23 protein-coding genes and 3 tRNA genes are annotated in these 24290 nt (G+C 52.6%); 15 read left to right on the top strand and 11 right to left on the bottom strand.

The genetic code is table 11. The features are described from left to right. Window positions 1–59 precede the first annotated feature (59 nt). The 15 genes from WKJ03_RS02290 (at window position 60) to WKJ03_RS02220 (ending at window position 10657) form a co-directional block, all read left to right on the top strand. A complete protein-coding gene (locus tag WKJ03_RS02290; RefSeq protein ID WP_337840536.1) occupies window positions 60–803 on the top strand; it encodes a YebC/PmpR family DNA-binding transcriptional regulator in 744 nt (247 codons plus the stop codon). Further along, window positions 804–1322 (top strand): crossover junction endodeoxyribonuclease RuvC, encoded by a 519-nt coding sequence (gene ruvC / locus WKJ03_RS02285; protein ID WP_337840535.1) that lies wholly within the window; start codon window positions 804–806, stop codon window positions 1320–1322. Window positions 1323–1333: 11 nt separating this feature from the next. Beyond that, entirely contained in the window at window positions 1334–1957 is a 624-nt protein-coding gene (ruvA, locus tag WKJ03_RS02280) for a Holliday junction branch migration protein RuvA (protein ID WP_337840534.1), read from the top strand. Between the two features lie 12 nt (window positions 1958–1969). Further along, window positions 1970–2980: a Holliday junction branch migration DNA helicase RuvB gene (gene ruvB / locus WKJ03_RS02275; RefSeq protein ID WP_337840533.1), complete on the top strand. Its 1011-nt coding sequence runs from the start codon at window positions 1970–1972 to the stop codon at window positions 2978–2980. Window positions 2981–3583: 603 nt separating this feature from the next. Continuing rightward, window positions 3584–4186 (top strand): tol-pal system-associated acyl-CoA thioesterase, encoded by a 603-nt coding sequence (gene ybgC / locus WKJ03_RS02270; protein ID WP_337840532.1) that lies wholly within the window; start codon window positions 3584–3586, stop codon window positions 4184–4186. 37 nt (window positions 4187–4223) lie between these two features. After that, a complete protein-coding gene (tolQ, locus tag WKJ03_RS02265) occupies window positions 4224–4844 on the top strand; it encodes a protein TolQ (protein WP_337840531.1) in 621 nt (206 codons plus the stop codon). Continuing rightward, window positions 4844–5275 (top strand): protein TolR, encoded by a 432-nt coding sequence (tolR, locus tag WKJ03_RS02260; RefSeq protein WP_337840530.1) that lies wholly within the window; start codon window positions 4844–4846, stop codon window positions 5273–5275. The genes tolQ and tolR overlap by 1 nt, the downstream gene beginning before the upstream one ends. Next, on the top strand, window positions 5275–6195 hold the full coding sequence (tolA, locus tag WKJ03_RS02255; protein WP_337840529.1) for a cell envelope integrity protein TolA: 921 nt from the start codon (window positions 5275–5277) through the stop codon (window positions 6193–6195). Before tolR ends, tolA begins: the two co-directional genes overlap by 1 nt. A 4-nt stretch (window positions 6196–6199) precedes the next feature. Continuing rightward, on the top strand, window positions 6200–7552 hold the full coding sequence (tolB, locus tag WKJ03_RS02250) for a Tol-Pal system beta propeller repeat protein TolB (protein WP_337840528.1): 1353 nt from the start codon (window positions 6200–6202) through the stop codon (window positions 7550–7552). 41 nt (window positions 7553–7593) lie between these two features. Continuing rightward, complete coding sequence (pal, locus tag WKJ03_RS02245) at window positions 7594–8100, top strand: peptidoglycan-associated lipoprotein Pal (protein ID WP_337840527.1); 507 nt, start codon at window positions 7594–7596, stop codon at window positions 8098–8100. A gap of 21 nt (window positions 8101–8121) precedes the next feature. Next, entirely contained in the window at window positions 8122–8964 is an 843-nt protein-coding gene (ybgF, locus tag WKJ03_RS02240) for a tol-pal system protein YbgF (RefSeq protein ID WP_337840526.1), read from the top strand. 184 nt (window positions 8965–9148) lie between these two features. Beyond that, window positions 9149–9224 (top strand) — tRNA-Lys (locus WKJ03_RS02235). 26 nt (window positions 9225–9250) lie between these two features. Beyond that, window positions 9251–9326, top strand: a tRNA-Lys gene (locus WKJ03_RS02230). 76 nt (window positions 9327–9402) lie between these two features. Continuing rightward, window positions 9403–10461 carry a quinolinate synthase NadA gene (gene nadA / locus WKJ03_RS02225; protein WP_337840525.1) on the top strand — a complete coding sequence of 353 codons (1059 nt, stop codon included), beginning with the start codon at window positions 9403–9405 and terminating at the stop codon, window positions 10459–10461. 105 nt (window positions 10462–10566) lie between these two features. Then, a tRNA-Ser gene (locus tag WKJ03_RS02220) sits at window positions 10567–10657 on the top strand. A 329-nt stretch (window positions 10658–10986) separates the two neighbouring features. Here WKJ03_RS02220 and WKJ03_RS02215 read toward each other — a convergent pair. The 11 genes from WKJ03_RS02215 to WKJ03_RS02165 all read right to left on the bottom strand — a co-directional run bounded on the left by WKJ03_RS02215 (window position 10987) and on the right by WKJ03_RS02165 (window position 24287). Beyond that, on the bottom strand, window positions 10987–11784 hold the full coding sequence (locus tag WKJ03_RS02215; RefSeq protein WP_337840524.1) for a hypothetical protein: 798 nt from the start codon (window positions 11782–11784) through the stop codon (window positions 10987–10989). Window positions 11785–11798: 14 nt separating this feature from the next. Next, window positions 11799–12005, bottom strand: coding sequence for a hypothetical protein (locus tag WKJ03_RS02210; RefSeq protein ID WP_337840523.1), 207 nt, complete (start codon window positions 12003–12005; stop codon window positions 11799–11801). Between the two features lie 165 nt (window positions 12006–12170). Next, on the bottom strand, window positions 12171–12527 hold the full coding sequence (locus WKJ03_RS02205) for a hypothetical protein (RefSeq protein WP_337840522.1): 357 nt from the start codon (window positions 12525–12527) through the stop codon (window positions 12171–12173). Continuing rightward, window positions 12527–13855 (bottom strand): hypothetical protein, encoded by a 1329-nt coding sequence (locus WKJ03_RS02200; RefSeq protein WP_337840521.1) that lies wholly within the window; start codon window positions 13853–13855, stop codon window positions 12527–12529. The genes WKJ03_RS02205 and WKJ03_RS02200 overlap by 1 nt, the downstream gene beginning before the upstream one ends. Before the next feature lies 1 nt (window position 13856). Beyond that, window positions 13857–14267: a hypothetical protein gene (locus WKJ03_RS02195; RefSeq protein WP_337840520.1), complete on the bottom strand. Its 411-nt coding sequence runs from the start codon at window positions 14265–14267 to the stop codon at window positions 13857–13859. Continuing rightward, the gene (locus tag WKJ03_RS02190) at window positions 14267–15112 is read right to left on the bottom strand and encodes a hypothetical protein (protein ID WP_337840519.1); all 846 of its coding nucleotides are present in this window, start codon (window positions 15110–15112) and stop codon (window positions 14267–14269) included. Before WKJ03_RS02190 ends, WKJ03_RS02195 begins: the two co-directional genes overlap by 1 nt. Further along, complete coding sequence (locus WKJ03_RS02185; protein WP_337840518.1) at window positions 15109–16536, bottom strand: hypothetical protein; 1428 nt, start codon at window positions 16534–16536, stop codon at window positions 15109–15111. The genes WKJ03_RS02190 and WKJ03_RS02185 overlap by 4 nt, the downstream gene beginning before the upstream one ends. Continuing rightward, window positions 16536–22367 (bottom strand): tape measure protein, encoded by a 5832-nt coding sequence (locus WKJ03_RS02180; protein ID WP_337840517.1) that lies wholly within the window; start codon window positions 22365–22367, stop codon window positions 16536–16538. The genes WKJ03_RS02185 and WKJ03_RS02180 overlap by 1 nt, the downstream gene beginning before the upstream one ends. Before the next feature lie 106 nt (window positions 22368–22473). Further along, window positions 22474–22773, bottom strand: a complete 300-nt coding sequence (locus tag WKJ03_RS02175) for a DUF1799 domain-containing protein (protein ID WP_337840516.1) — start codon at window positions 22771–22773, stop codon at window positions 22474–22476. Window positions 22774–22826: 53 nt separating this feature from the next. After that, the gene (locus WKJ03_RS02170; RefSeq protein ID WP_337840515.1) at window positions 22827–23267 is read right to left on the bottom strand and encodes a hypothetical protein; all 441 of its coding nucleotides are present in this window, start codon (window positions 23265–23267) and stop codon (window positions 22827–22829) included. Between the two features lie 69 nt (window positions 23268–23336). Further along, window positions 23337–24287 (bottom strand): hypothetical protein, encoded by a 951-nt coding sequence (locus WKJ03_RS02165; RefSeq protein ID WP_337840514.1) that lies wholly within the window; start codon window positions 24285–24287, stop codon window positions 23337–23339. Between the last annotated feature and the right edge of the window lie 3 nt (window positions 24288–24290).

Genomic DNA, 24290 nt, shown 5'->3' with positions numbered 1-24290 from the left:
TTTTTTTGCTCTGCAGAGCCACAGGTGCAGAGTAAACCAAAAGTACAATGGAGAGAGTTATGGCAGGGCACAGCAAATGGGCCAATATGAAGCACCGCAAGGCGCGTCAGGATGCCAAAAAGGTAAAGATCTTTACCAAAATCATTCGTGAACTGACGGTCGCTGCCAAATTCGGTGCCGACCCGGCAGGCAACCCACGATTACGTTCAGCCATTGCCAAAGCCATGCTGAACAACTTATCCCGCGACGTGATGGACAGAGCCATTAAACGTGGCGCCGGTGAGTCTGGCGGCGAACACTTCGAAGAGCTGACCTACGAAGGTTATGGCCCGAACGGTGTGGCTATTATTGTCGAAACCCTGACGGATAACCTGAAACGCACAGTACAGGATGTGCGCAGCGCCTTTACCAAATACGGCGGTAACCTGGGTACCAACGGTTCTGTTTCTTACCTCTTTGCCAAAAAAGGTGTATTCAGTTTTGCGCCGGGGGTCAGTGAAGATCAGTTGATGGAAGTGGCGCTGGATGCCGGAGCTGATGATGTGGTATCGCACGACGACGGTTCTTTTGAAGTGCTGACGGCACCAGATGCTTTTGTTGATGTGAACGAAGCGCTCGAAGCGGCAGGTTTGAACGCTGAACATGCCGAAGTGACCATGGTGCCATCCACCAAGGCGGTCATTGACGCTGAAACAGTGCAGAAGTTCTTTAAGCTGATTGATATGCTGGAAGATTTTGACGACGTGCAAAACGTTTACCACAACGCCGACATTGCCGATGAGGTGATGGCGCTGGTGGATTAAGTGATCATTCTTGGCATAGACCCAGGCAGCCGGCTGACCGGCTTTGGGGTGGTGCGTCAGACGGGCCAGAAGTTTGAATACCTGGCCAGCGGCTGTATCCGTCTGACCCTGAATGACATTCCGGACCGGCTGAAACAGATTTTTGACGGCATCAGCGAAATTATTCAGCAAAACAAGCCAGAGGTATTTGCAATAGAGCAAGTCTTTATGGCGCGTAACCCCGATTCTGCCCTGAAGCTGGGACAGGCCCGGGGGGCGGCCATAGTGGCGGCTAAAGTGGCCGGGCTGGAGGTATTTGAATACTCTGCCCGTCAGGTCAAGCAGGCCGTGGTGGGCACTGGTGCGGCGGACAAAACCCAGGTACAGCATATGGTTCGCACCTTGTTGAAGTTGCCTGGCAATCCGCAGGCCGACGCCGCCGATGCCCTTGCTGTGGCTTTGTGTCATGGGCATACTCAGCAAAGTTTAATTCATATGGCCGGGCAGGCGACCAAAACAGTGCGCCGCCGCCTGCGCTGATAAGGACTCCAATGATCGGCAGTTTACGTGGGGTGATCCTGGAAAAGCAGGCACCGGATTTATTGATTGAAGTGGCCGGTGTCGGTTACGAAGTGCAATTGCCACTGACCAGCTTTTACAAGTTGCCGGAAACAGGCAAGGAAGCGATGATCTATACCCACTTTGTGGTGCGGGAAGATGCGCAGTTGTTGTATGGCTTTCACTCTGTCGCCGAGCGGGCTTTGTTCCGCCAGTTGCTGAAAGCCAATGGCATAGGACCGAAACTGGCACTGACCATTTTGTCGGGCCTGACCGCTCAGCAATTTGTCCGTTGTGTGCAGCAGGACGACATCAGCACCTTGTGCAAGTTACCCGGAGTTGGCAAAAAAACTGCCGAACGTTTGCTGGTGGAAATGCGCGACCGCTTAAAAGACTGGGGCCTGAATATAGCCACACCAGTGACTGACCATCTGGTGCTGCAGGGCGACGACCTGGATTCTTTTGAACTGGTGGAAAATTCAGAACATGATGCCATCAGCGCCTTGGTCGCTTTGGGCTACAGTGCCACGCAAGCCGCCAAAGCAGTCGAAAAAGTCAAACAACCGGATTTAAGCAGTGAGCAGCTGATTAAGCTGGCGCTGCGCAGCATGATTTAACGGAAACCATTGATGATAGAAGCTGATCGTCTGTTAGGGCCCGGTGCCAACCGCGAAGATGAACTGATTGACCGTGCTATCCGGCCTAAGACCCTGGCGGATTACACAGGTCAGGCTCATGTGCGGGAGCAAATGAGTATATTTATCGAAGCGGCGCGGGGCAGGGGGGAGCCGCTCGATCACTTGTTGATCTTCGGACCACCTGGCTTGGGGAAAACCACGCTGGCGATGGTGGTGGCCAATGAAATGGGCGTCAATATCAAAAATACCTCGGGGCCTGTGCTGGAAAAAGCCGGCGATCTGGCGGCGCTTTTGACCAACCTTGAACCCAACGATGTGCTCTTTATCGACGAAATTCATCGGTTAAGCCCAGTGGTGGAAGAGATTTTATACCCGGCGATGGAAGACTATCAGCTGGATATTATGATCGGCGAAGGCCCGGCAGCCCGCTCCATCAAACTGGATTTGCCGCCTTTTACCCTGATTGGCGCTACCACCCGTGCCGGGGCTTTAACGTCGCCGCTGCGGGATCGTTTTGGCATAGTGCAGCGGCTGGAGTTTTATAAAACAGAAGAGCTGGCACAGATTGTCAAACGCTCAGCCCATTTCCTCAATCTGGAACTGGACCTTGAGGCGGCCACCGAAGTGGCGCGGCGCTCCCGTGGCACGCCGCGTATTGCCAACAGATTACTGCGCCGGGTGCGGGACTATGCGCAGGTGAAATCCAATGGTCAGGTAACGGTCGAAGTTGCTTCTGCGGCTTTGCATATGGTGGATGTGGACGCTCAGGGTTTTGACTATATGGACAAAAAGCTGATGCTGGCCATTATAGAGAAATTTGCCGGAGGCCCTGTAGGCCTTGAAAACCTGGCAGCAGCCATAGGCGAAGAAAAAGAGACCATTGAAGATGTGATTGAACCTTTCCTGATCCAACAAGGTTTTATCCAGCGTACGCCACGGGGCCGTATTGTGTCTGCCGCGGCCTACAAACATTTTGGTTTTGATTTACCTGAATCGAATTGAGGATTTCGTGTGAGGTTCTGAGTGATGGCCTGATAAATGTAACTGCCTGAATAACAAAAACGCCGGGAGCGTTTTTGAACATCGGAGTGTAACGACGATGGCCCGGAGGGCGAAGCCGGAACTAGCATTGCCAACAGTTTGGCAATGCACGGCTGAGCGCCAGTGGCTCTGGCCACTGGCCGGATGGAGTCATGGGGAAGGCAAAAAAAAGCCCGCTAAAAGCGGGCGAATGCAACAAGTTGAAGTAAATCTTCAAAATCCAGGGAACATGTTGAGAGAGCAACATAACTGTCTGCTACAGACCAGTCACATCACCATGTATTCGTCACTACATCAGCAGGGCTGACGTTGCGCTAGTTCAGAACACGAGCACATTGTAGAAAGTTAGAGTAATGACTTCAAACGAGAAAAACTTTGTTTTGGCATTAGTTTTACTTATCTGAATAAAAATCCTGATTGTGTGAATTTTGAGCTTGGATGCTCTTCTGCTGGGCTTCTAGTCGTCTGCCTGGCTGGGATGCACCTAAATGGGGCGGGGCAGGTATTATTAATTTTTGGGTTGGGCTGCTGGTGGCGCCAGCGGGAGCCATTCATCGGTAATTTATGTGGATTTATCGTTGCAATGAAACTTTTGCCGATACGCAGGCCTCTGTACCCTCAGAACGGAAAACTGAAGCCTTCAACGAAAAAAATATTTTTGATTTGGGGGCTTGTTGGCCTGTTGAGTTCGCCACAGGCCTCAAATATCATAGCGCGCAATTTGGACGGCAAAACGGCCTTATGTCAGAAATCCATCAGCTAGATATCAGAGTGTACTATGAAGATACCGATGCAGGTGGCATAGTGTATTACGCTAACTATCTGAAATTCTTCGAAAGAGCCCGAACTGAATGGTTAAGATCCCTGGGGGTGGAGCAGGACAGTCTGCTGGCTCAGGATGTTGCTTTTGTGGTTCGTAAAGTGCTGATGGAAAATAAAGCGCCGGCGCGGTTTAATCAGCGACTGACAGTAAAAAGCGAAATACGGCAATTAAAGAAAGCCAGCATGGTGTTCTGGCAGGAAATTTATAATGAAAACGCAGACTTACTCTGTTCAGCTGAGGTTAGTGTTGCGTGTGTCAAATTATCATTAATGAAAGCGAGTGCGATACCTCGCGACATTTTAGGGGTGTTATCTGGTGGCAACGGGCGGACTTTCTGTAGTTGATTTAATTCTTCATGCGAGCTGGGTGGTTCAGGTAGTGATGCTGATCCTCGTTGCAGCCTCTGTGATGTCCTGGGCCATGATTATTCAGCGTAATAAAGTGTTGAAGCAGGCTTCGGAAGATACGGTTAAATTTGAAGACAAATTCTGGTCAGGTGTGGATTTATCCAAGCTGTACAATGAAGTCAGTGCCAGAGCCTCAGCCACCGGGCTGGAGGCGTTATTTAAAGCGGGGTTTAAAGAGTTTGCCCGCTTACACAAAACCAGCCGCAATGCTGGCTCTGTGATGGAAGGCACCCAGCGTGCGATGCGTGTGGCATTGTCTCGTGAAGTCGAGCGTCTGGAAACCAGCCTGGCGTTTTTAGCGACAGTTGGCTCCATCAGCCCTTACATTGGTCTGTTTGGTACCGTCTGGGGCATCATGAATTCCTTTATCGCTTTAGGGGCGGTCCAACAGGCCACTTTAGCCATGGTTGCACCTGGTATCGCCGAGGCGCTGATCGCGACCGCTATTGGTTTGTTCGCCGCCATTCCTGCGGTGATTGCCTACAACAAGTTTTCGCATAAAGTGGAACAGCTGGAAAATGCCTACGCCAACTTTGTCGAAGAGTTTGCCAATATTCTGCATCGGCAGGCTGTTGCCAGTGGAGAAACCAACTGATGTACGTGCGTAAAAAACGTCGTATGGTCGCTGAAATCAACGTTGTGCCTTACATCGACGTGATGTTGGTGCTGTTGATCATTTTTATGGTCACCACTCCCATCATTACGCAGGGGGTGCATGTTGAACTGCCGAAATCTGAAGCTGAACCCATTGAGCAAATGAAAGATGGCAAAACACCACTGGTCGCAACAGTCGATGAAGGTGGCCTCTATTACTTTGAAAAAGACGGCAATAACAAAGGGCCTTTTACTGCACAGGAATTGCAGTCTGAAGTGGCTGCAACCTTACAGGTTGAGCCAGGCACTCAGGTCATCATTAAAGGCGATGGTCGGGTGAATTACGCCGCCATCATTCAGTTGCTGAACTTATTAAAACAAGCCGGGGCTCCTGCAGTTGGTTTAATGACTGAGGATGTGGAGTCAAACTAATGGATCCGGCGTTTAAAAGGTCGCTTATTATTTCCGCTGGTTTACATCTGTTACTGGTGGTGTTGTTAGTAGCGAACTTTAATTTTTTCCACAGTGAAGAAGTATTGGTTATGCCGATGCCGGGTGATATGGCTGCAGCAGTACCCTTAAAGGCAACCACTGTGGACAAATCTGCTTATGAAGAGCAGGTGAAGGAAATTAAAGAAAAGAAAGAACAGGAACGCAAAGCGGAAGAGCGCAAACAGCAAAAAATAGAAGAAGACAAGAGACGTGTTGAACGCGAAAAACGCCAGGAAGAGCAGAAGAAAAAGCAGCAAGAGTTAGAAAAGAAAAAGCAGGAACAGGAAAAGAAACTGGCTGCCAAAAAAGCTGCTGATGAAAAGAAACGTAAAGAAGCTGAAGCTGAGAAACAAAAAAAATTAGACGCTGAGAAAAAGAAAAAAGAGCAGGAAAAGAAAAAGCAGCAAGAGCTAGAGAAAAAAGAAAAGGAAAAAGCTGCTAAGGAAAAAGCAGCCAAAGAAAAAGCTGAAAAAGAAAAACGTGACCGTGAACAGCGGGAACGGGATGCGGCTGAAGAAATGCTGCAGGAACAAATGGAAGCTGAAGCTGAAGCGCGTCGAGCCGCCAAAGCCGGTCAGATCCTGACAGAGAAACAGCGTTATCTGGCAATGATCGTGGCGAAAATTCAGCAGAACTGGTTTGTTGATGACACCATGCGCGGCAAAGAATGCCGGGTACGGATGCGACTGGCACCCAATGGCTTTGTCATTTCCGCCGATGTGCTGGACGGCGACCGCGCTTTATGTGAATCTGCCATGAGGGCGATTCAGAAGGCAGGGAACTTCCCCATGTCGCCGGATCCGGATGTGTATGATGCGCTGAAAGATTTAACGCCAATTTTGAAACCAGAACTGAGATAACAAGATGCTGAAGTTACTAGGAAAAACCTTGCTTACTCTGGCGCTGGTGTTGAGTGTGAAAGCTCAGGCCAGTAGTTTGGAGATTGTGATTACCGACGGTGTGGACAGTGCGCGCCCAGTGGCGATAGTGCCTTTCACCTTTGAAGGTTCAAATCTGCCAAACCAGCGTATTGCGGATGTGGTTTCCGCTGACCTGATGCGCAGTGGTAAATTTAATCCGCTCGCCGCAAGCCGGATGCCACAACAGCCCAAAGGCAGTCAGGACATTGATTACCAGCGTTGGATGAAACAAGGTGTTGAAGCTGTGGTCACGGGCAGCATCCGTGAAGTGGGTGTGAACCGCTATGTGGTGCGTTTTGAGCTGATGGATGTCTTTAAAGGTGCTGGCACGGGCGGTTCAGGTTCAGCCCTGATTGGTGGTCAATTAACTACAGGTGTCAGCCCGGTACTGGACGCCCGTGAAATTACCATCAGCGGTGATCAGTTCCGTCAGTATGCCCATCGTATCAGCGATATCGTCTATGAAAAATTAACTGGTGAGCGTGGTGCATTTTTAACTAAAATAGCCTATGTGTTAGTACGGGACCGTGCTGACTTTAGATATCAATTAGTTGTAGCTGATTATGATGGCGAAAACGAACAGGTGCTGCTGCGTGCCAAAGAGCCTTTGATGTCTCCGGCCTGGTCACCTGATGGCACTAAACTGGCGTATGTCACTTTTGAAAAACGTCAGTCACAGATTTATATTCAGGATATCTACACAGGTCGCCGTAGTATTTTAACCAGTTTTAAAGGCATCAACGGTGCCCCTCGCTGGTCACCGGATGGCCGTAAAATGGCGATGATGTTATCCAAAGATGGCAATACTGAAATTTATGTCATGGATATTGCGACCAAAGCCTTGAAACGAGTGACTAGCCACAGGGCCATTGATACAGAACCTGCATGGTCACCGGATGGTACAGAGTTATTATTTAGTTCTGAACGTGGTGGAAACCCACAAATTTATAGTGTGAATATTGCGTCAGGTGTTACCAAAAGGGTGACATTTGAAGGCGAAATGAATTTAGCTGCATCTTACACTCCGGATGGGCGTGGTATTGTTATGGTCAACCGAACAAATGGTCAGTATAATATCGCCCGCATGGATGTGGAGAGCCGCTATATGCAAGTGTTGACTCGCACTTATCTGGACGAGTCACCAAGCATTGCGCCTAACGGCTCAATGATAATTTATAGTACTTTGTACGGTTCGACACAAGTACTGGCACTGGTATCTATGGATGGGCGCTTTAAAGCACGGTTACCGGCAGCAAACGGCAGAGTTAAATCGCCGGCCTGGTCACCATTTTTATAAAAAACGAAAATTTGGTTAATCGATATACTAAGGACAACATCATGAACTTGAATAAAGTTTTAAAAGGTTTGTTAGTTGCAGTGCCAGTGTTAACTTTAGCTGCCTGTAGCTCAACTGACGAAGTAGCTGCTACTGATGCAAACACTGGTGCCAACACGAACCAAGTGGTAGAGCAAGGCCTGTCAGCTGAAGAGTTGCTGCGTCAGCAACTGGAAGCGCTGCGTCAGGACAACACTATTTACTTCGACTTCGACAAATCAGCCATCCGTCCAGAGTTTGCCTCTGTTCTGGAAGCTCACGCTGCTTTCCTGCGTGCCCGCACTAACATCAACGTGACTATCGAAGGTCACACTGATGCCCGTGGCACTCCAGAGTACAACGTAGCCCTGGGCGAGCGTCGTGGTCAGTCAGTTCAACAGTACCTGGCTAACCTGGGTGTATCTGCTGGCCAAATGTCAGTAGTCAGCTACGGTGAAGAGAAGCCAGCTGTTGAAGGCAATGACGAAGGTGCATGGTCTAAAAACCGTCGCGCTGTTTTAGTTTACTAATTCAACGAACGAAGCAAAGTAGTGAAAAAATCTGTAATTACTGCGCTTTCGGTGATTAGTATTGCCCTGTGGGCAGATCCGGCTCCTGTAGCCGATCTGTCCCGCACGGGCGGTACCACCGTCAAACCCAAATACAATTCCACCGCTGAGCGTATTGAAGCGCTGGAGCGTGTGGTTGAGGCGCGAGCGAATGCTCAGTTGCAAATGCAGCAACAGCTGTCTGCTCTGTTAGATGAAGTGGCTGAACTGCGCGGAGTCACTGAGACACACGCCTACAAACTCGAAGAAATATTGCAGCAACAACGCAATATCTATCAGGAAATGGACAGACGTCTGGGTTCAGGCCAGGCACCGTCTGCAACCAATCCGCCCCCTGTTACTCCAGCTGTCACCAACGAACCTGCGCCTGGTGGTAACCCTGCTGCTGTACTTGGCGGACAAGATCAAAGCGCAGGAGCTGTTGAACCAGAACCTGTGGTGTCAGCGAATGCCTCTGAAGGTGGCGCTTATGAAGCGGCCGTCAATCTGGTGTTGAAAGACCGCAATTATGACGCGGCCATTCCAGCTTTTGAGCAGTTCGTTCGGGAATACCCAGATTCAGGTTATGTGCCGAATTCATATTACTGGTTAGGGCAGTTATTTTTTACCAAAAATGAAACTTTGAAAGCCAAAGCCCAGTTTGAGCGGGTGGTTTCACAATACCCGCAATCCAGTAAAGCGGCCGACGCCTTGGCGAAATTAGGCCAGTTGGCTGAAAGAGATGGTGATGTGGCAGCAGCCAAACAGTTTTATCAGCTGCTGGTGAATAAATACCCGCAGTCAAAGCCAGCCAAGGCCGCAAAAGCCAAACTGGATACACTGTAATTCTGTTACTGAAAAACAACCCCGGCTTAGTCCGGGGTTGTTTTTTTGTGCAGAAAATCAAAAACCTGCCAGAGTTGAAAAGGTGGCTGCTGGCTTTTTCAGCAAACAGTCGAAGAAAAACAGCTTTCTGATAATTTTTGGTTGCACTGGCGCTTTAAATAAGTAAGATATGCGTCCGCGGCAGGGGTCATTAGCTCAGCTGGTAGAGCAGCGGACTTTTAATCCGTTGGTCGATGGTTCGAATCCATCATGACCCACCACTTTATTTCTTTGTTTTATCCTGTTTGGGTCATTAGCTCAGCTGGTAGAGCAGCGGACTTTTAATCCGTTGGTCGATGGTTCGAATCCATCATGACCCACCATCCAAACAACACCGAACACTGCATCTGACGCTAAACTTGTGTATAATGCCGCACTTTTTCAATGCGGGCCATCACGATGAATCAAGCAATGCAGTTTAATGAACTTGACTATATCTTCCCGAAAAAGCCGTTGCCTTTAAGCGCAGGCGACAAGGCGGCTTACAAAGAGCGTATCAAAACTCTGTTACAGCAACGTGATGCGGTGCTGGTGGCGCATTATTACACGGACCCCGAAATTCAGGCTTTGGCTGAAGAAACCGGTGGTTGTGTGTCTGACTCGCTGGAAATGGCCCGCTTTGGTAACAAGCACTCAGCCAAAACCCTTATTGTGGCCGGTGTGAAGTTTATGGGCGAAACCGCCAAAATTCTGAACCCGGAAAAAACCGTATTGATGCCAACGCTGGAAGCGACTTGTTCTTTGGATTTAGGCTGTCCGGCAGAGCAATTCAGTGCTTTTTGTGATCAGCACCCAGACCGGGTGGTGGTGGTGTACGCCAATACCTCTGCCGCCGTAAAAGCCCGTGCTGACTGGGTGGTGACCTCCTCCATTGCGCTGGATGTGATTGAACACCTGGACAGCGAAGGCAAAAAAATCCTCTGGGGGCCGGACCGTCACTTAGGCGCTTATGTGCAGAAGCAAACAGGTGCCGATATGATCCTGTGGCAGGGCGCTTGTATAGTGCACGACGAGTTTAAAGCCAAAGCCCTGATCGAGCTGAAAAAGCAGTACCCGAATGCCGCAGTGCTGGTGCATCCGGAGTCACCGGCCAATGTGGTCGACTTGGCGGATGCTGTGGGGTCCACCAGCCAGTTGATTAAAGCCAGTCAGACCTTGCCGAATGACACCTTTATTGTCGCCACTGACAAAGGCATCTTTTACAAGATGCAACAAGCCATGCCGGAGAAGACATTTATTGAAGCGCCAACAGGCGGTAATGGTGCCACCTGCCGCAGCTGTGCACATTGCCCCTGGATGGCAATGAACGGCCTACAGGCCATTGAAGCCGCTTTAACAGACAATGAAGGCCATGAAATTTTTGTTGACGACGCATTGCGTCAGCGGGCCTTACTGCCTCTGGAACGTATGCTGAATTTCGCCAAAGCCAGTCAGGTGCCGGTCAAAGGTAACGCCTGAGCCCCATTTGCTGCTATTTTCAGCAAATGAAAGGCGCCAGGTATTTAGTTGTTGCGAAGCGCGGTGAATTTCACTAGGATAGCCGCGCTTGCTACGGCAAGTTCCGGAGAGGTGTCCGAGTGGCTGAAGGAGCACGCCTGGAAAGTGTGTATACGTCAAAAGCGTATCGAGGGTTCGAATCCCTCTCTCTCCGCCAGATTAAAAACAAAAACCCCAGACGCAAGTCTGGGGTTTTTGTTTTTAATCCGGAGCAGAAAGGCTTTGGTTTGAACCCTGAGTTCGACCCATTCGCCAGGAGCGAATGGGGACGCGCCTAAGCGCGGCCCGCAGGGCCAGCCCCAGGGAAGGGGCTGGCAATCCCTTAGTCTCAGACCCCAGACGCAAGTCTGGGGTTTTTGTTTTTAATCTGGAGCAGAAAGGCTTTGGTTTGAACCCTGAGTTCGTGTAGCGCGTCACACGGTTTGAGAAATCCAATCATACGGTTTGAGAAATTAGAGCGGGTGGGGCGATATGAGCAGGGCTCAATTAGGCCCTGTTTTCGCATATTGCTGCAGGTAACTTGTCGGCCTGTGAGATGTACGCCGCAGCATCAATCAAGGCGGATACAGCCTTGCGGTGATCTATTGAGGTTTCATCTTGCCTAGCCAATAGTTCCTTAGCGGACCGGATCAGTTCCAACGCATAAGCTCGTCGTTCTGCATCTGCTGAACAAGCCAATTCAGTAACGACTTCAATCCGCGCATAAGAGTCAGCGCTACGTGCGTTAAAATTTAAAGCGTTTTTAAACCAGTTTTTAAAAGCATCCATTCCTAACCTTTTACCCCTATAGCTCACAGGGAGCAGTAAAGCTGTCACCATCAGCGCGTTATCAATGTTGCTCTGCGCTGAGTACCACGACCACAACCACCAATAATCCTTCTTCCAGCTTGAGTTCGCCGCACCTAAGTCATTCAGGCCAACCCAATTCTGATCAATATGCATAATTAAGTTGAACGCGGCTTCACCAAGCATTAAGCAAGCAATGAATTTTGCAGCCCACAGCAGGCGGCAATTCATTACATAGTGAACTCCAAGAGTTAAACCAGATATTGCAATGCAGGCGATTGCCCACAGGTGGTACTGAATCTCTATTTGCTCTTTATAGCGAAGGCCCGACAGCAGTTCTTTAGTTGCAAAGTGATTGATGATAAACACCATTAACACTACTGCTGATGTAATCAGATTGGAACGTATATCTCGTCTGTATACATAGGCAAACAACCACACCAAACAAAGTGCAATCATCCAGGCTGCATCAAACAGAAATGCCGTCAGGTTATTCATAAAGCGGTACTACCTTAACCGTTCTTGCTTTGACGCATTAACTCAACGTCTTCGTCATCACCACCAGTTCCACCAGAGCCTGGCCCCATTGGACGGATGATTGGTTCGTCTATACAGACCCAGCTGCCATCATCTTGCTTCTCGCAGACAGGTTCTGCCTGCGTACCCAAAGAGGATAAAGACATTACCAGAAAACAGGCCACTAAAGTTTTGTTTTTCAATTTGTACATCCTAAAAAGTTTGCGGTCATACTATCCGCGATACCAAATAAAACCTGATAAAACCGTTATAAGTCGAGTCCACTAAAATGGACTTGCAATTCCGACGCGCCGGAATTCTATTAAAATCAGTTACATACACCCCCCCCAAGAAAATGTTAAGGCTAATTACTCCGTAATGCTTATATGCAATCCACCAAATTGAAACTGCTGGCCGCTAGGCAAGTGAGCGTTGATTTGCTCTTCACTGACTGACCACTCGCCGGACACATCAAAAACGATGTCCCGCTCTGCCACCCCATCTACAAATTCGAACTCATACGTGCGACCCAGGGCTCCGAACTGGCCAGCCAAGGGCACTGCAAACTTATCTGTAATAGGTAAGCTGCATTCAACCCGAAAGGTTGCCGGAGTATTTCTGGTGCCAACAAATCGGGCAGTTGCATGGCCATTAACTTGAACTGTCATCGTGCCCGAATACGCAGGCTCTGCAGGCATTAATGATGCTGCTGATATAATCGTCATTATTTAGTCCTCACATATTGATTGGCATCGCCCTCGCGCTGTGCTGTCAGAGCACCGGCAAATCGAGTCAGGGGTTGGTACAGTGATACTCGCGGCGACTGCGTTGTGACCGTGTAGCTAAAAGCAACACCATTATCCGATGCAGTGAATTTGGCTGCGGCTGGTAGCGATACAGTCAGTGCTTTAATCCAGTTAGCGCCAGTCGCTGATGTCCACAATCCGCTGGTGCTGGCGTATACAAATACACCACCCACAAATGATGCATAGCGGCTTATTGCTGGGCGAAGAGTTGACATGCGGCTCCAGGTGTCGCCGTTGTCGTCTGATACCGAGATATCTGCATTTTCAGTGACTGGCGCACAGATTAACCGGCCGTTACCCGATGCCAATCGACCATTTGGTATATTTGAGGCAATGGTATCGAACGTGACAAAATCCGCCGTCCGGATGATAGTGTTCGCGTTTGTTGAGATATAAAAATAACCGTTATGAAAAACAGCATCGTGAACGGCGCCAGTGGCGGACATTGGCGGTAGCAACCATGACCCTTCCATACCATCGTCAATGACAGCAAACGTGTTAGCGCTGGACACATTTGACAGCAGCAGGACAAACAGGCCATTGCCGTGCAGCCACTTTTGCGCATACGGATTGTTTTCCGAACCCGTCCAGTTTTTGCTTGTCCATGCTTTACCGTTGGCGCTGTATCTCACTTGTTTGCCATCAGCTATCAAAAATTTATTACTTAAAAATGCACAGGCAATGGGTGTGCCTGTGCTTACTCCGGAGCCTGTGCCTACATTTACAGTAGCAAAATCATCCTGCGACCAAAAAAATTGACCATTGCTGGCGCACCACGCGTAAATGGGTCCATCAGCACCATCGCCGTAGGCAACATCCGACGAAATATTGTCCGTCGCTGCAAACGTTTTGGTTACAGTTACTGCATTTGATGGCACCAACTTTTCTTTGAAAAACTCAGTATCAAACTTGTCGGTGTCGAGCTGGATATGGCCCGAGCGCAAAAATGTTGCACCTCCGCGCTCAAATTCCAGCTGGTTGCTCATAGAATAAATGGCATCGCCTACCGACACGGCATTTGATGGAGCATCTGCGGCTTTGCTGCCAAGCAAAAGGTCTTTGAGTGGCGTGTCCGGGTCAAATGCAGCCAATGCTGCAGACACTTTTGCGTTGAGTGCGCTCTCATCGCAGCCCAGGCCCGCAGCTGCTTTTCGCAGCAGCATCAAGTCTGTAATGGTTGTTTCACTGGTCAACGCATCAATACGAGCCTGAACCAGGGCTTTTAAATTTGTTGTGATTGCGGTCATCTTATAGTCCTGCCAGTGCCATGAGTTCAATATCGTCCAGTCGCTGGGTCAGTCCCGTCACATCGGAGAGCTCCAGTTCTACATCAGCGGTGCCGTTAAATAACTTATTTCCGATTTTTCGAGCCGTCTGCAGTTGCCTGGCGTAGGTGGCTGTATCGCCTGCGGTGCCAATGGCGTTATAGGCTGCTGCCAGGGCGTGGTTGATTTCGCCCTGAATGGCTTCTACCTGACTTTTGATTTGCGCCGTGGCTACACGGATTTGCTCCGCCGTCTGGGCCGCCTCCAGCTGCAGGTTAAACGCATCAAAGGCCGCGTCGACGGCAGCTGCCAGCTGCTGGAGCTTGGGCAGGTAATCGCCGCCTTTGTCCTGGGCACTAAATCCAATGCCCGGTTTAATTAATGGGCCAGCCATCAGGCCTCCTTGACCGCATACGTCGCGGTGTAGTTGTTGTAGTGGGGGTTGCTCAGTACCGGCAGCTGACTGAGCTTGCAGGACATCGCATGCTCAATTTCTTTGAGGCCACCGGCTTGGGGGTAAAGCGAGATAAACCAGTCTTTGTGCAGGCCTGCAGACTGAATGGCTGCTGAGATGTGCGGGCGCTCCAGCTCATCAATCCAGGAGAGCTGAAAGCTGAACTGGCGGGTCATGGGTTTGTCGACCGCATAGACCGAGCCCGCCGCCGTTTGCTTTTGCTGGGTGTTCTGCTGCCAGGCAAATTCGCTGTTGTAGTTAAAATTCACCTTCGGCTGAAAGGCCCGGCCTAAATACACCCGGTCAAATTCGTGAATGCCATCCCGCGCCTCTGTGTCCTGCAGCGTAATGCGGCCAGAGAACGCAAAGCAGTCGTCAAACCAAAACTGGCTGAACTTAAATGGCCAGTTATCAAAGGCGCTGCTCACCAGCGGATCCACCAACCAGTTAAGCTCACCCAGGGCTTTGGTGGGGACAGCATCCACCAGGCCCGAATCAAAAAGCTCGGTGCCGCTGCAGTTCAAATCTTCAAACAGCTGCAGTCGCCACTGGGCTCCATTGCTCAGCCAATGCCGGTACAGCACCAGGCCATTGACCAGGGAAAGTTCGGCCAGGTTAAATTCAATGACTGACAGGCCCGTTTCATTTGGCGTGATGCCGGTGGTGAGGCTTCGGCCATAGCGCTGACTGTGCACAAGTGGCAGCGTGGAAACGGCGTCACCGGTGGTCACACTGGCACTGGCGCTGTCCCATAAGTTCTTCATCAGCATTCGCACGTTACTCAACGGATCACCTCCACGGTGGCCGTATCAGCCAATAAATCATCGGTAATGCGGGTAATGACGGCCGCCTGGCCGCCGGTGAAATAACGCGGGTAGTCAATGCTGAGCGTGGCCCCTAAATCGAGCGCAAAGGGGGCGGCAAATGCGGAAAGCTCATAAATCCGACGCGGCACTGACGCCCATGCTGCGCGCCGGTTGGCTTCAGCCTGCGCGTCTGCCAGTTCCACTATCAGCGTGGATGTGGTGATGGTCGCGGCATCCGCATTGTCCGCCTGGCTGGCGTTGTCAGCCGTCGCGAGGCTTTCCGCTTTTTCAAACAGTGCCGCCAGGGCTGGGGTCGTTTCACGCACGGAACCGGCCAGGCCATCGGCCTGTGGGGTCCAGTTTTTGCGGTAGCCTAAAGAGACGGTTTTCACCGGCGCGATGCGGCGGCGCGGGTACAGCGTATCGTCTGCGATGTCGTCGGCGGTCAGGCTCTGGGTTGGTTCATTAACGCCGTTAAACCAGTACCAGCGCAGCACGCCCTGGCGGGAGTAATACCAGGCGGCGTTGAGACTGGCGCTGATGTCATCCAGGACCGTCTGCAGGGTTTTATCGCCGGTGATGTACAGGCCCAGCAGGTAGCCTGGCAGGCTGGCCAGCCCTTCAGGTTCTGACAAGCCAAAGCGGCCGGTGAGGTCAGTGATAAACTGCGCCGCTGTTTGCAACCAGGTGCCGGATGGTTTCGCGCCATCCACGTCTGCTGTCACGCGACCTTTAGCATTGTTGGTGAGTGTAAAGGTGCCATTGGCTACATCGGCGGTGAACGGGATGACCGCACCGTTTTCACGCACTGCAGTGATGGCCTGAATAGCGCCGTCGTGCACCTGGTATTTGCGCGTGGCTTCGTCAATTAAGACTGGGCTGATGTTAAAACAGCGGCCCAGGCAAATTGGCACCGGCTGCCCGGCACTTGGGCCCACATTAATTAATGTGGATTGCAGTGGACGGCGTAAAAGCTCGGAAGGGTCACGCAGCGTCAGCTGGGCGGTGTCGTAGCTGCTGGCGGTCAGTGCGTCGGCGACTGCAGAAATGACAACCCCAAAGTCTGTCAAGGGCCAGTTGGCATCGCCACAGCGCACAGTCACTGGCAGCCCACCCACATCGGCGGATTCAATCAGTGCGGCCAGTTCGTCGTCCATAAAGAGTTCGATGGTGCACCGCGCTGTCGTGCTGTAGCCGGTAAATAATTCGGTCAGCTCGCGCCCCCAGGTGCCCATGCTCAGGATTGTGTCCTGGTACGGCGTCAGGGCCGGACTGTCGCCAGGCGCTGAGCGGTAGGGGTGCGTGGCGCGGCGCAGCGTGATGATGTCATCGCCCACACGCGCCTGAAACTCCACTACATAACAGCGGTCCACGCCCGGTGTTTTAATCCATGTTTCGAACATCAGGCGATCCTCTGCTGTGCGTACAGTAATTCCTGGGTGCGCTCCAGGGCGTTTTGCAGTTGTCGGTTTTGCTGTGCAGTCGCGGCCTGCGCCGCCTGGGCTTGCTGCAGTTGCTGCTGCAGCAGTGCATTGGTTTTTTCCAGGACCGGGTTGGTTGGCGGGTCAATCACCACGTCTTTGCTCGGAGGTGACACCACAATCGGCTCCACAATGATGGTCTGCGGCGGCACAATCACCGGCGTTGGCGCAGGGATGTTTTGCACTGCTGCAGTCACTGCATTGATGGCGTCAATTTGCTGCTGGGCTGCGGCCAGCAGTTCATTCTTGGCCTGCTCAAAGGTGGCTGTCAGGGTGACCAGGGCCGCCTGTTGCTCTGCTTTGGCCTGAGCATCCAGCGCGGTCAGTAAACCTTGCAGCGCCTGCAATTCGGTAATTGCTCCGGTTTGCAGCTCCAGGGCGTTGTCCTGGTAGGCTTGCAGCTCTGCCTTCGCAGCAGCTTCGGCGGCCAGTTGCTCTGCTTTGGCCTGCGCTTCGAGTTCGGTCAGTAAGTCCTGCAGCTCGGTGAGCTCTGTCAGCGCGGCTTTTTGCAGCTCTGCATCTTTTGTCTGGTAACTGAGCACAGCAGACGGCACGGCAGGCTCAGCAGGCAATGCGCTGCCAAAGCTGCGGTACGCGCTTTGGATTTGGTTAAAGATGTCGGCGTACTCGCTGCTGCCGCTTGCCAGGTAACTTTGCGCCAACTTCAGATAGTTGCTGCCTGCGCCAGAGAGTTGCTGGGCCGCATCGGTGTCGCCACCCTGAGCCCGTTTTAAAAGGTCGTTAAACTGGCTTTGCGCTTCTTTAAACTGGTCGCCCATTAAAAGAGGGGATAGCTCGCCAATCAGCAAATCATCCGCCGCTTTGGTCAGCTGTTTGGCCACATCACGCAGCGCGTTGTAGCTGGCCAAATCCGCCTGGTAGCGCTCGTTGGCGGCCGATTGCAGTGCACGGTTTGCGTCCAGCTCGGCGTTGTAGCGGTTTGAAATGGCCGCCTGCAGTTGTTCAATGGTGTTGATTTGCTCCAGCACGGAGCCTGTACCCAGCTGGCTGCGCAGATCGGCAATTTGCCCTGTCTGATAGCCCACTTCATCCCAGCCCGACGCCTGGCGCTGAATGTCCAGGATGGCGCTGGCAATGGATGAGCGCACACTGGCGAGGGCCGAGGTCAGCTCTGACCATTGGTTGTTTAAATCATCCAGGCGCTGCTGGGCCGCATCCATCAATGTGTTGTTGGTGGCAAGGTCAGCCTGGTATTTGCCAACAATGGCGGACTGCAGCTGGCTGATGGTGTCGATTTGCTGCTGCAGTGTGCCGGTGCCGAGCTGACCGCGCAGGTCGGTAATTTGGCCCGCCTGATAGCCTGATTCGTCCCATCCGGCCATGCTACGGCGAATGTCTAAAATAGCCGAGGCAATGCCACTGGCCGCTGTGGTAATGGCGCTATAGAGCTGGTCGTATTGTTGAGCCAACTGGCTCACCGCCGTTTCGTGCTCGGTGGTCAGCGTCTGCAGCTGACGCTCCGTGTCCGCATTAATTTTATCCAGCTCCGCCTGGATAATGTCATTGCGTTTACGGGCATACAGCTGCTCTAGCAGAGTAGTGCTGGCTCCAAGCTCAGCCGCTTCTTTGATTTGGGCGTCGTACCATTTTTTAGTATCGTCCAGGCTGCGCTCTAAATCCGTCATATCCAGGCGCGACAGCTCAGATTGCAGGCCGCCGATAAATGCAGCGCGCTCTTCAGCGAGCTTCTGGGCTGCCGCCAGGCGTTCTTCGGCCAGTTCTTTTTCTTCCTGCGCTAATTTTTCAGCAGCCTTGGCGGCATCTTCCACGCCGTCATAAAACTGGTCGAGCGGGTCGATAATCGACATCAGCGCTGCAAAAAGCGCCTGGCCGGATTCAGTCGTCAGGTCGATACCGTCAACCAGGGATTTGAACTGCTCGCGGGTGGCAGGCATGGTGAGGTTGAGCGCCGCGAACTGCTCGTTGATTAACTTGGCCAGGTAGGCCTGCTGTTCGGTTTCGCTGTAGAACTCTTCAAAGTATTTGCCGGTGGCCGCGCTGAACTCTTCAATGCCGCCCATCAGTTCAATCAGGCTTTGCGCCACGTCGATTTCGACTTGTTTGGTGACGCCAGCAAAGCGGGACAGCTGCAGGCCCAGCGCGTCCAGGGATGAATTAAATACAGCCTGCTCTTGTGCCACCCGGATCAGCGTGTCATACAGGCCTTCGCCCATTTTCTGAAACTCAGCAATACCTGGCACCAGGTATTTGGCCATCAGGTCGCCTTGTTGTGAAAACAGTGCGTTCAGCTCTTCTTCGATTTCGTCGCCGGACAGGTCTTTAAACGAAATCTTCGGCAAGTTGATCACAAAGTCTTCCAGGCTCTTGCTGGTTTCCAGGCCCAACAAGGACACGGCATCCGTGACCGATTGCCCCAGGTACGAAAACACCCGGCCAAATTCGGCCCGGACTTCCTCATCCAGGGCGCGGTACTCGGTGTTTTCGCGGGTGGATTTAGAAAGACCAAAAGCTTTCTTTTTCGTGGTCTTAATCACGTCGTACAAGGTCGCATCCACAAGGCCTGTGGCTAAGATGTCGCCCAGTTCCTGCGCCGCAAATGAAATACCAGAATCGACCAGCTCCTTTTTGGTCGACCCAAAAAGACCACCCAGCACTTTGTTGGTGATGCCAGAAAGCAGCCCGCCCAGCATGTTGTCCACAGCCGCACCAATGACACCGCCCAGCAACGCCGCTGCCGCCGTGTTGCCAAGCTGGACGTTGTACTCTTTGCCTAACTCGCCCTGGTAATTGGATTCATCAAACCGGCCGTAATTGGCCACTAAATTCACGGCCAGATTTTTAATGCCGGCAGAGAGTTCACGAATGGCCGTATTGATGGAGCGCAGCTCGCCGTACTGGTCCAGTTCCAGCGACTCAATGCGCTCCAGGGCGTTGGCAATACTTTCGGATTTTGCGGTGCTGTCGCCAAGCACTGTGCCGGTGCCCTGGTTTTGTTGGTTGGTTGTAGCACTTGTACCACTTGACGCCGAACCACTGAAGACACCAAGGCCCGCCATCAGCGCTGCCATGGCCGCGATGCGGGCAAAGGCCGTGTAAGGGTCGCCAGCGCCTTGATTCGTGATGGCGGTCAGTGCATTCGCTGCCGCTTTCTTTAGAGCTAATGCAGTTTCAATCGCTGCAAAGGTGGTTTCCATGCGGTGCATCACCTGGCGGCCCTTGCTGTTCTCGCTGAACATCTTGCTGGCGGCCCCGGTGAGCGTCGCATAGTTGCCCATCTGCATCCGGTACTGGTCTTCCATCAGGCCACTTTCTGCTGCATTCGCCTTGGCCAGTGCCTTCGCACGAAGCGCTGGGTCGGTTTCTTTTTCTGCCTTTTTACGGGCTTCAGCCAACGTCACAAACTTTTTGGTGAACTCGTCCTGCTGCTCGGCCATCCGGGCGAACTGGTCTGCCACCGAGCCAAAGGCGTCCACCAAGGCATTGCCTGCCGCACCGCCCATATCGCCGACCTGTTTCAGTCCATCCAGCAAATCATCATAGGTGCCGTCGGTCAGGTATTTACGCACGTCCAGCTGCTCATTCAGCAATGCCTGGCGCTGAATTTCTGCATCCAGCTGCGCAATGACGGCAGGGTCGGTCACCTTCAGCTCGCGGATTAACTTCTGCAGCTCGTACTCTTTTTCGCCTTTGCTGAGTTTGATTTGCAGCAGGTCGTTTTCAGTCTTTAATGCGGTTAATGCATCTTTGCTGGCTTTGGCCTGGGTCAGCTTTTGTTGCGTGGCCAGCAGCTCTTTGAGTTGTTTGAGCTGTGCCGGGTCGGTCATTTTCTGGGACGACATTGCTTTGGCCAGCTCGTACTCGGCTTCGCTTTGGGTGAGCCGGATTTGCTGCAGGCGCACTTCTTCTTTGAGCGATACGAGGTATTTATCGTTGGCGGCGAGCTGTGCCGCGGCTTCTGCGGTTTTGGCGAAGGATTTAATGGCGGATTCAGCATCCTGCGGCAGCTTGGTCACATCTTTGAAGTTCGCTTTATAAAGCTCCAGATCAATCCCGGAAAGGGCGCGACCTTGGGCATCCACGGCCTGCGCGGATAGCATCTGAGCGTTGTAGAGCTTCAGCAAGTCATCGGAGGCAGTGGCAGCCTTCTCGGCCAGTAAGTCAACGCCCTGGCCAAAGTCAAAGTACATGGCCGCCAGGCGCTCACTGTCATTACCCAGCAAAGTTTGTGCTGCAGTCAGCTCTGTAAGCTCAGCCTTCAATTTACCCATTTCGCGATAGGCTTCGCGGGCGGCGTTACTGGCTGGGTTGAAGTCGATAGCTTTTTGCCCTTCAACCATTTGCTGGTTGATGGCACTGATCCGCGCGGCATTGTCCGCTAGTTCTTTGGCATTGGAGGCAACCGCCTCTTTGATTTTGGCTTTACCCAAATCGCCATAGGTGCCGTTTAGGTCTTTTAAACGGTCATCTAACAACTTGGCTTTATCCGCTCCAACCTCGGAGCTGCTGGCAAACTGATAGATTGCACCTGCGGCCAACAGCGCCAAACCAACCGGCCCCCCTAACAATCCCAGGGATTTGCTGGCGACGCTGCCCGCGATACCCAAGAGGGTGATTTGACGGGTGGCGACGCCAGCTGCGCCAGAGACACCCAGCAATGCTGCTGTTTGCTGAACTGTTGTCACTACCACGCCAGCGCCTGCGGCGGACACGGAACGTAGGCCGACGCCGTACTTTGAAAGAATGAGTAAAGCAGCGCCAAAGCCAGCAACAGCCAGCAGGGCTGCAGTGGCGTTTTGCAGCTCTTCGGAGTTCATGCCATCGAGTGCTTGGGAAACGTCAGCCATGGCGTTGGCCCAGGCTTGGGTGCTGCCAGTGGCTTGATCCAGACGGGCAAGGGCAGAGCTCACGCTGTTATCCAGCATCACTCCAGCACGGCCAACACTAATCGGCATCGACGCAAACTGTTTTTCGATTTCCGGCAGCTGTACCAAGATGGCTTTTAATACATCATCGGATAATAGCTTTCCTTCCAAGACCAGATTTCGCAGATCGCCTAACCCTAAATCCCGATCTGCTTTACCAATATCATCCATGCCTTTGCCAATACGACTGGCCAGTTCCGGGATGTTGTCCAGGATGGAGTTAAATTCTTCTGCGCGCAGAATGCCACCCGACAAGCCTTGACTCAATTGCAGCAAGCCCGCTTCCATGGCCATGGTGCTGGAGCCACCAATCACGCCCAGCTTTTGCACGGCGTCGGTAAAATCCAGCATCTGGTCATTGGTGGCTTTTAAATCTTTGCGGCTGGTCGACAGGCGCTGAAACAGCTCCACAGTCGGCTGCAGGGCGGCACCGTTGCGCTGAGCGATGGCGTACATCTCAGCACTGACGGCGTTGTAATCGTTGGTTTCTGCGGTGGCGGTTTTAATACGCTGTTGCAGCACATTAAAGTCATCTGCTCGCTCCACCAGGGCTCGCACTGCGCCAAAGGCTTGCATCCCGGCAAAGAGCGCGGCACTGACACCGGCCATGGCCAGCATTCGGCCGCGCAAACCGTCAATTTCGGAGGTGGTTTGTTTGGTGTCCTGACTTAACTTCTGGCTGCCCTGGCTTGCTTTGCCAAGACCTGCAGCAGATTGCTCACCTGCGTTTCCTAAGCCTTCAACTGCAGTGGCCGCTTGCTGGCTGGACTGCTTAATGGCGGTCAGATCCCTGACCACCACCTGGCCACCGGCGGTGCTGAGTTTGATTGCTAAGGTTAAGTCATTCATACTGCGAAAAATCCCAAAATAGGTGCAAAACGATGAAACTACTGATTGCGGCAGGCCTGGTGATTGCGTTACTGGTGGTGGCTGGACTGGTGTGGCTGTTTAAACGTTAATCCTTGTCTTGCCACACCGTCAGCGCGGCGGATTCCATCCGCTGCAGCCCGTCCCAGACCCATTCCTGGCTTTCCAGATCCAGACCCACGTATTCCGGCAGTTTTGAAGCCCGGACATCCACCGCCTGATAGTTCAGTCCGGTTCGAACCCCAGCCATCCCGGCGTACAGCCACTGCGTCGCACAGGCGAAAAACAGCCGGACCGTGATGTGATTGGCGGGCTGAATGTCAGGCATGCCGTTCTCTTTCGCCAGGGTCCGGTCTATCAGGTCCTGCGGTGCCCCAAGTTGCTGCATGCGCTCAGCAACTTCGTTGCGTTTCGTGCGGGCACCACCGGCCCACCACCTGGCTATTTCTTCAAGTTTTTTTCCAGTACCGCGCTGCTGCGAGCGTCTTTGTAGGCTTGTTCCACGGCGTCACGGATTTCACGGACTTCCAGCAACTGGTCAATCAGCTCTGGAGAGCTGGCTAACGGCTGGCCTGCATCGTCATAAAATGGCCAGTCGTGCTCTGGGTGCTTTTCCACACCGACCAGATAGCCTTTGATTTGCCGACGGGTTTCGTCCATCAGCTCCGTTGATTTCACGTCTTCTTTGGTGCGAAGCTCGTCCAGCCGCTGCAGGTTCAGGCGAATTTCATCGTCAGGAATGGAGCGGAATACACCGGCAATTTTCAGGGTGTCGACAGCCAGCTGACCATCCGGGCCCAGGACATCGCTGGCCAGCAAAATGGTGACAGGGGCTTTAAAACGGCGGTCTTTCAGGGCAGAGACTTTAAATTGTTTGTTCATAACATCCTCGGTTTAAACAGGGTTTAAAAATGGGTTTAACGAATGGCGTCCTTGCCAGGTGAGTCCGGGTTACTTGGTCACAAAGGTGTAATCGCTGTTTTTGGTCAGCGGCACGATGTCCAGCTTTAAGTCCAGGTACAGGCGGCCCTTGTCGGTCCGACGGGTCGGCACGGTGGCCAGTTGCAGGTTCGGAATGTCCACCACAAAAATCTGGCCGACTGAGCCTGTTTTGCCTTGCTGGAACACCAGCGGGCCTTGGTCGCCTTTTTGGGCTTTATCCCAGTAGTTAATGACGGCAGGCGAGGGCTCCACCACCGACACATCCACCGAGCCCATGCGCTCGGTCACCACAATTTCTTCCTGGTTGGTGACGTGCATGTGGTCCAGGTTGTTGCCTGGGGTGATGGTCAGCGTGGCCATGCCCACGGCCGCGCCAAACAGCGTCATGGCTTCGACGTTATTGGCGGCGGTGTGCATGGGAACGGTTAAACCCGACCAATCGACAGCAGGCAGAGCACCGGCAGGGACAGGGGTGTTGTCCAGGCCCATGGCCGTGAATTCCCAATAGGCGAGGGCTCCGACCTTAATCACCAGCTTGGCCGACAGGCGAACGCCGGTCAGTTTGTGCAGGACACCGCTGGCGCCACCCACGTAGTAATACAGGGTGCCGTGTTCCAGCGGCTCGCTGACCGGGCCATAGGTGATTTCTGTCGGGGTGATGGTTTCGCTATGGCCCGCAGCGCGCAGCAGATTGCCATAACCGGTTGGTGTGTCAGGCTGGCCGTCGGCCGGGCCACGCAGGTAGACCTTAAAGGTCAGGCGCTGATAACCGCCCACCACTTTGCTGGCCGAGTTGCCCATAAAGCCTTTTTGCTCGTTGGTTTTTTCGGTTTGCTTTTCTGGTGAGTAGTTCAGCTCTGCCGCCGGAATGGCGTGCACGGCCGTCAGCGCCTGGTCACTCCCATAGGTGCCGGTGTTCAGCTGAAATAAAATAAACTCTTCGTTGGCTTGTAACGACATGGG

Origin of the sequence: Rheinheimera sp. (assembly GCF_037442525.1) — a bacterium.
Classification (GTDB): Bacteria; Pseudomonadota; Gammaproteobacteria; order Enterobacterales; family Alteromonadaceae; genus Pararheinheimera.
Note: the sequence above shows the minus strand (reverse complement) of the source record. Positions and strands in the feature narration are given on the sequence as shown.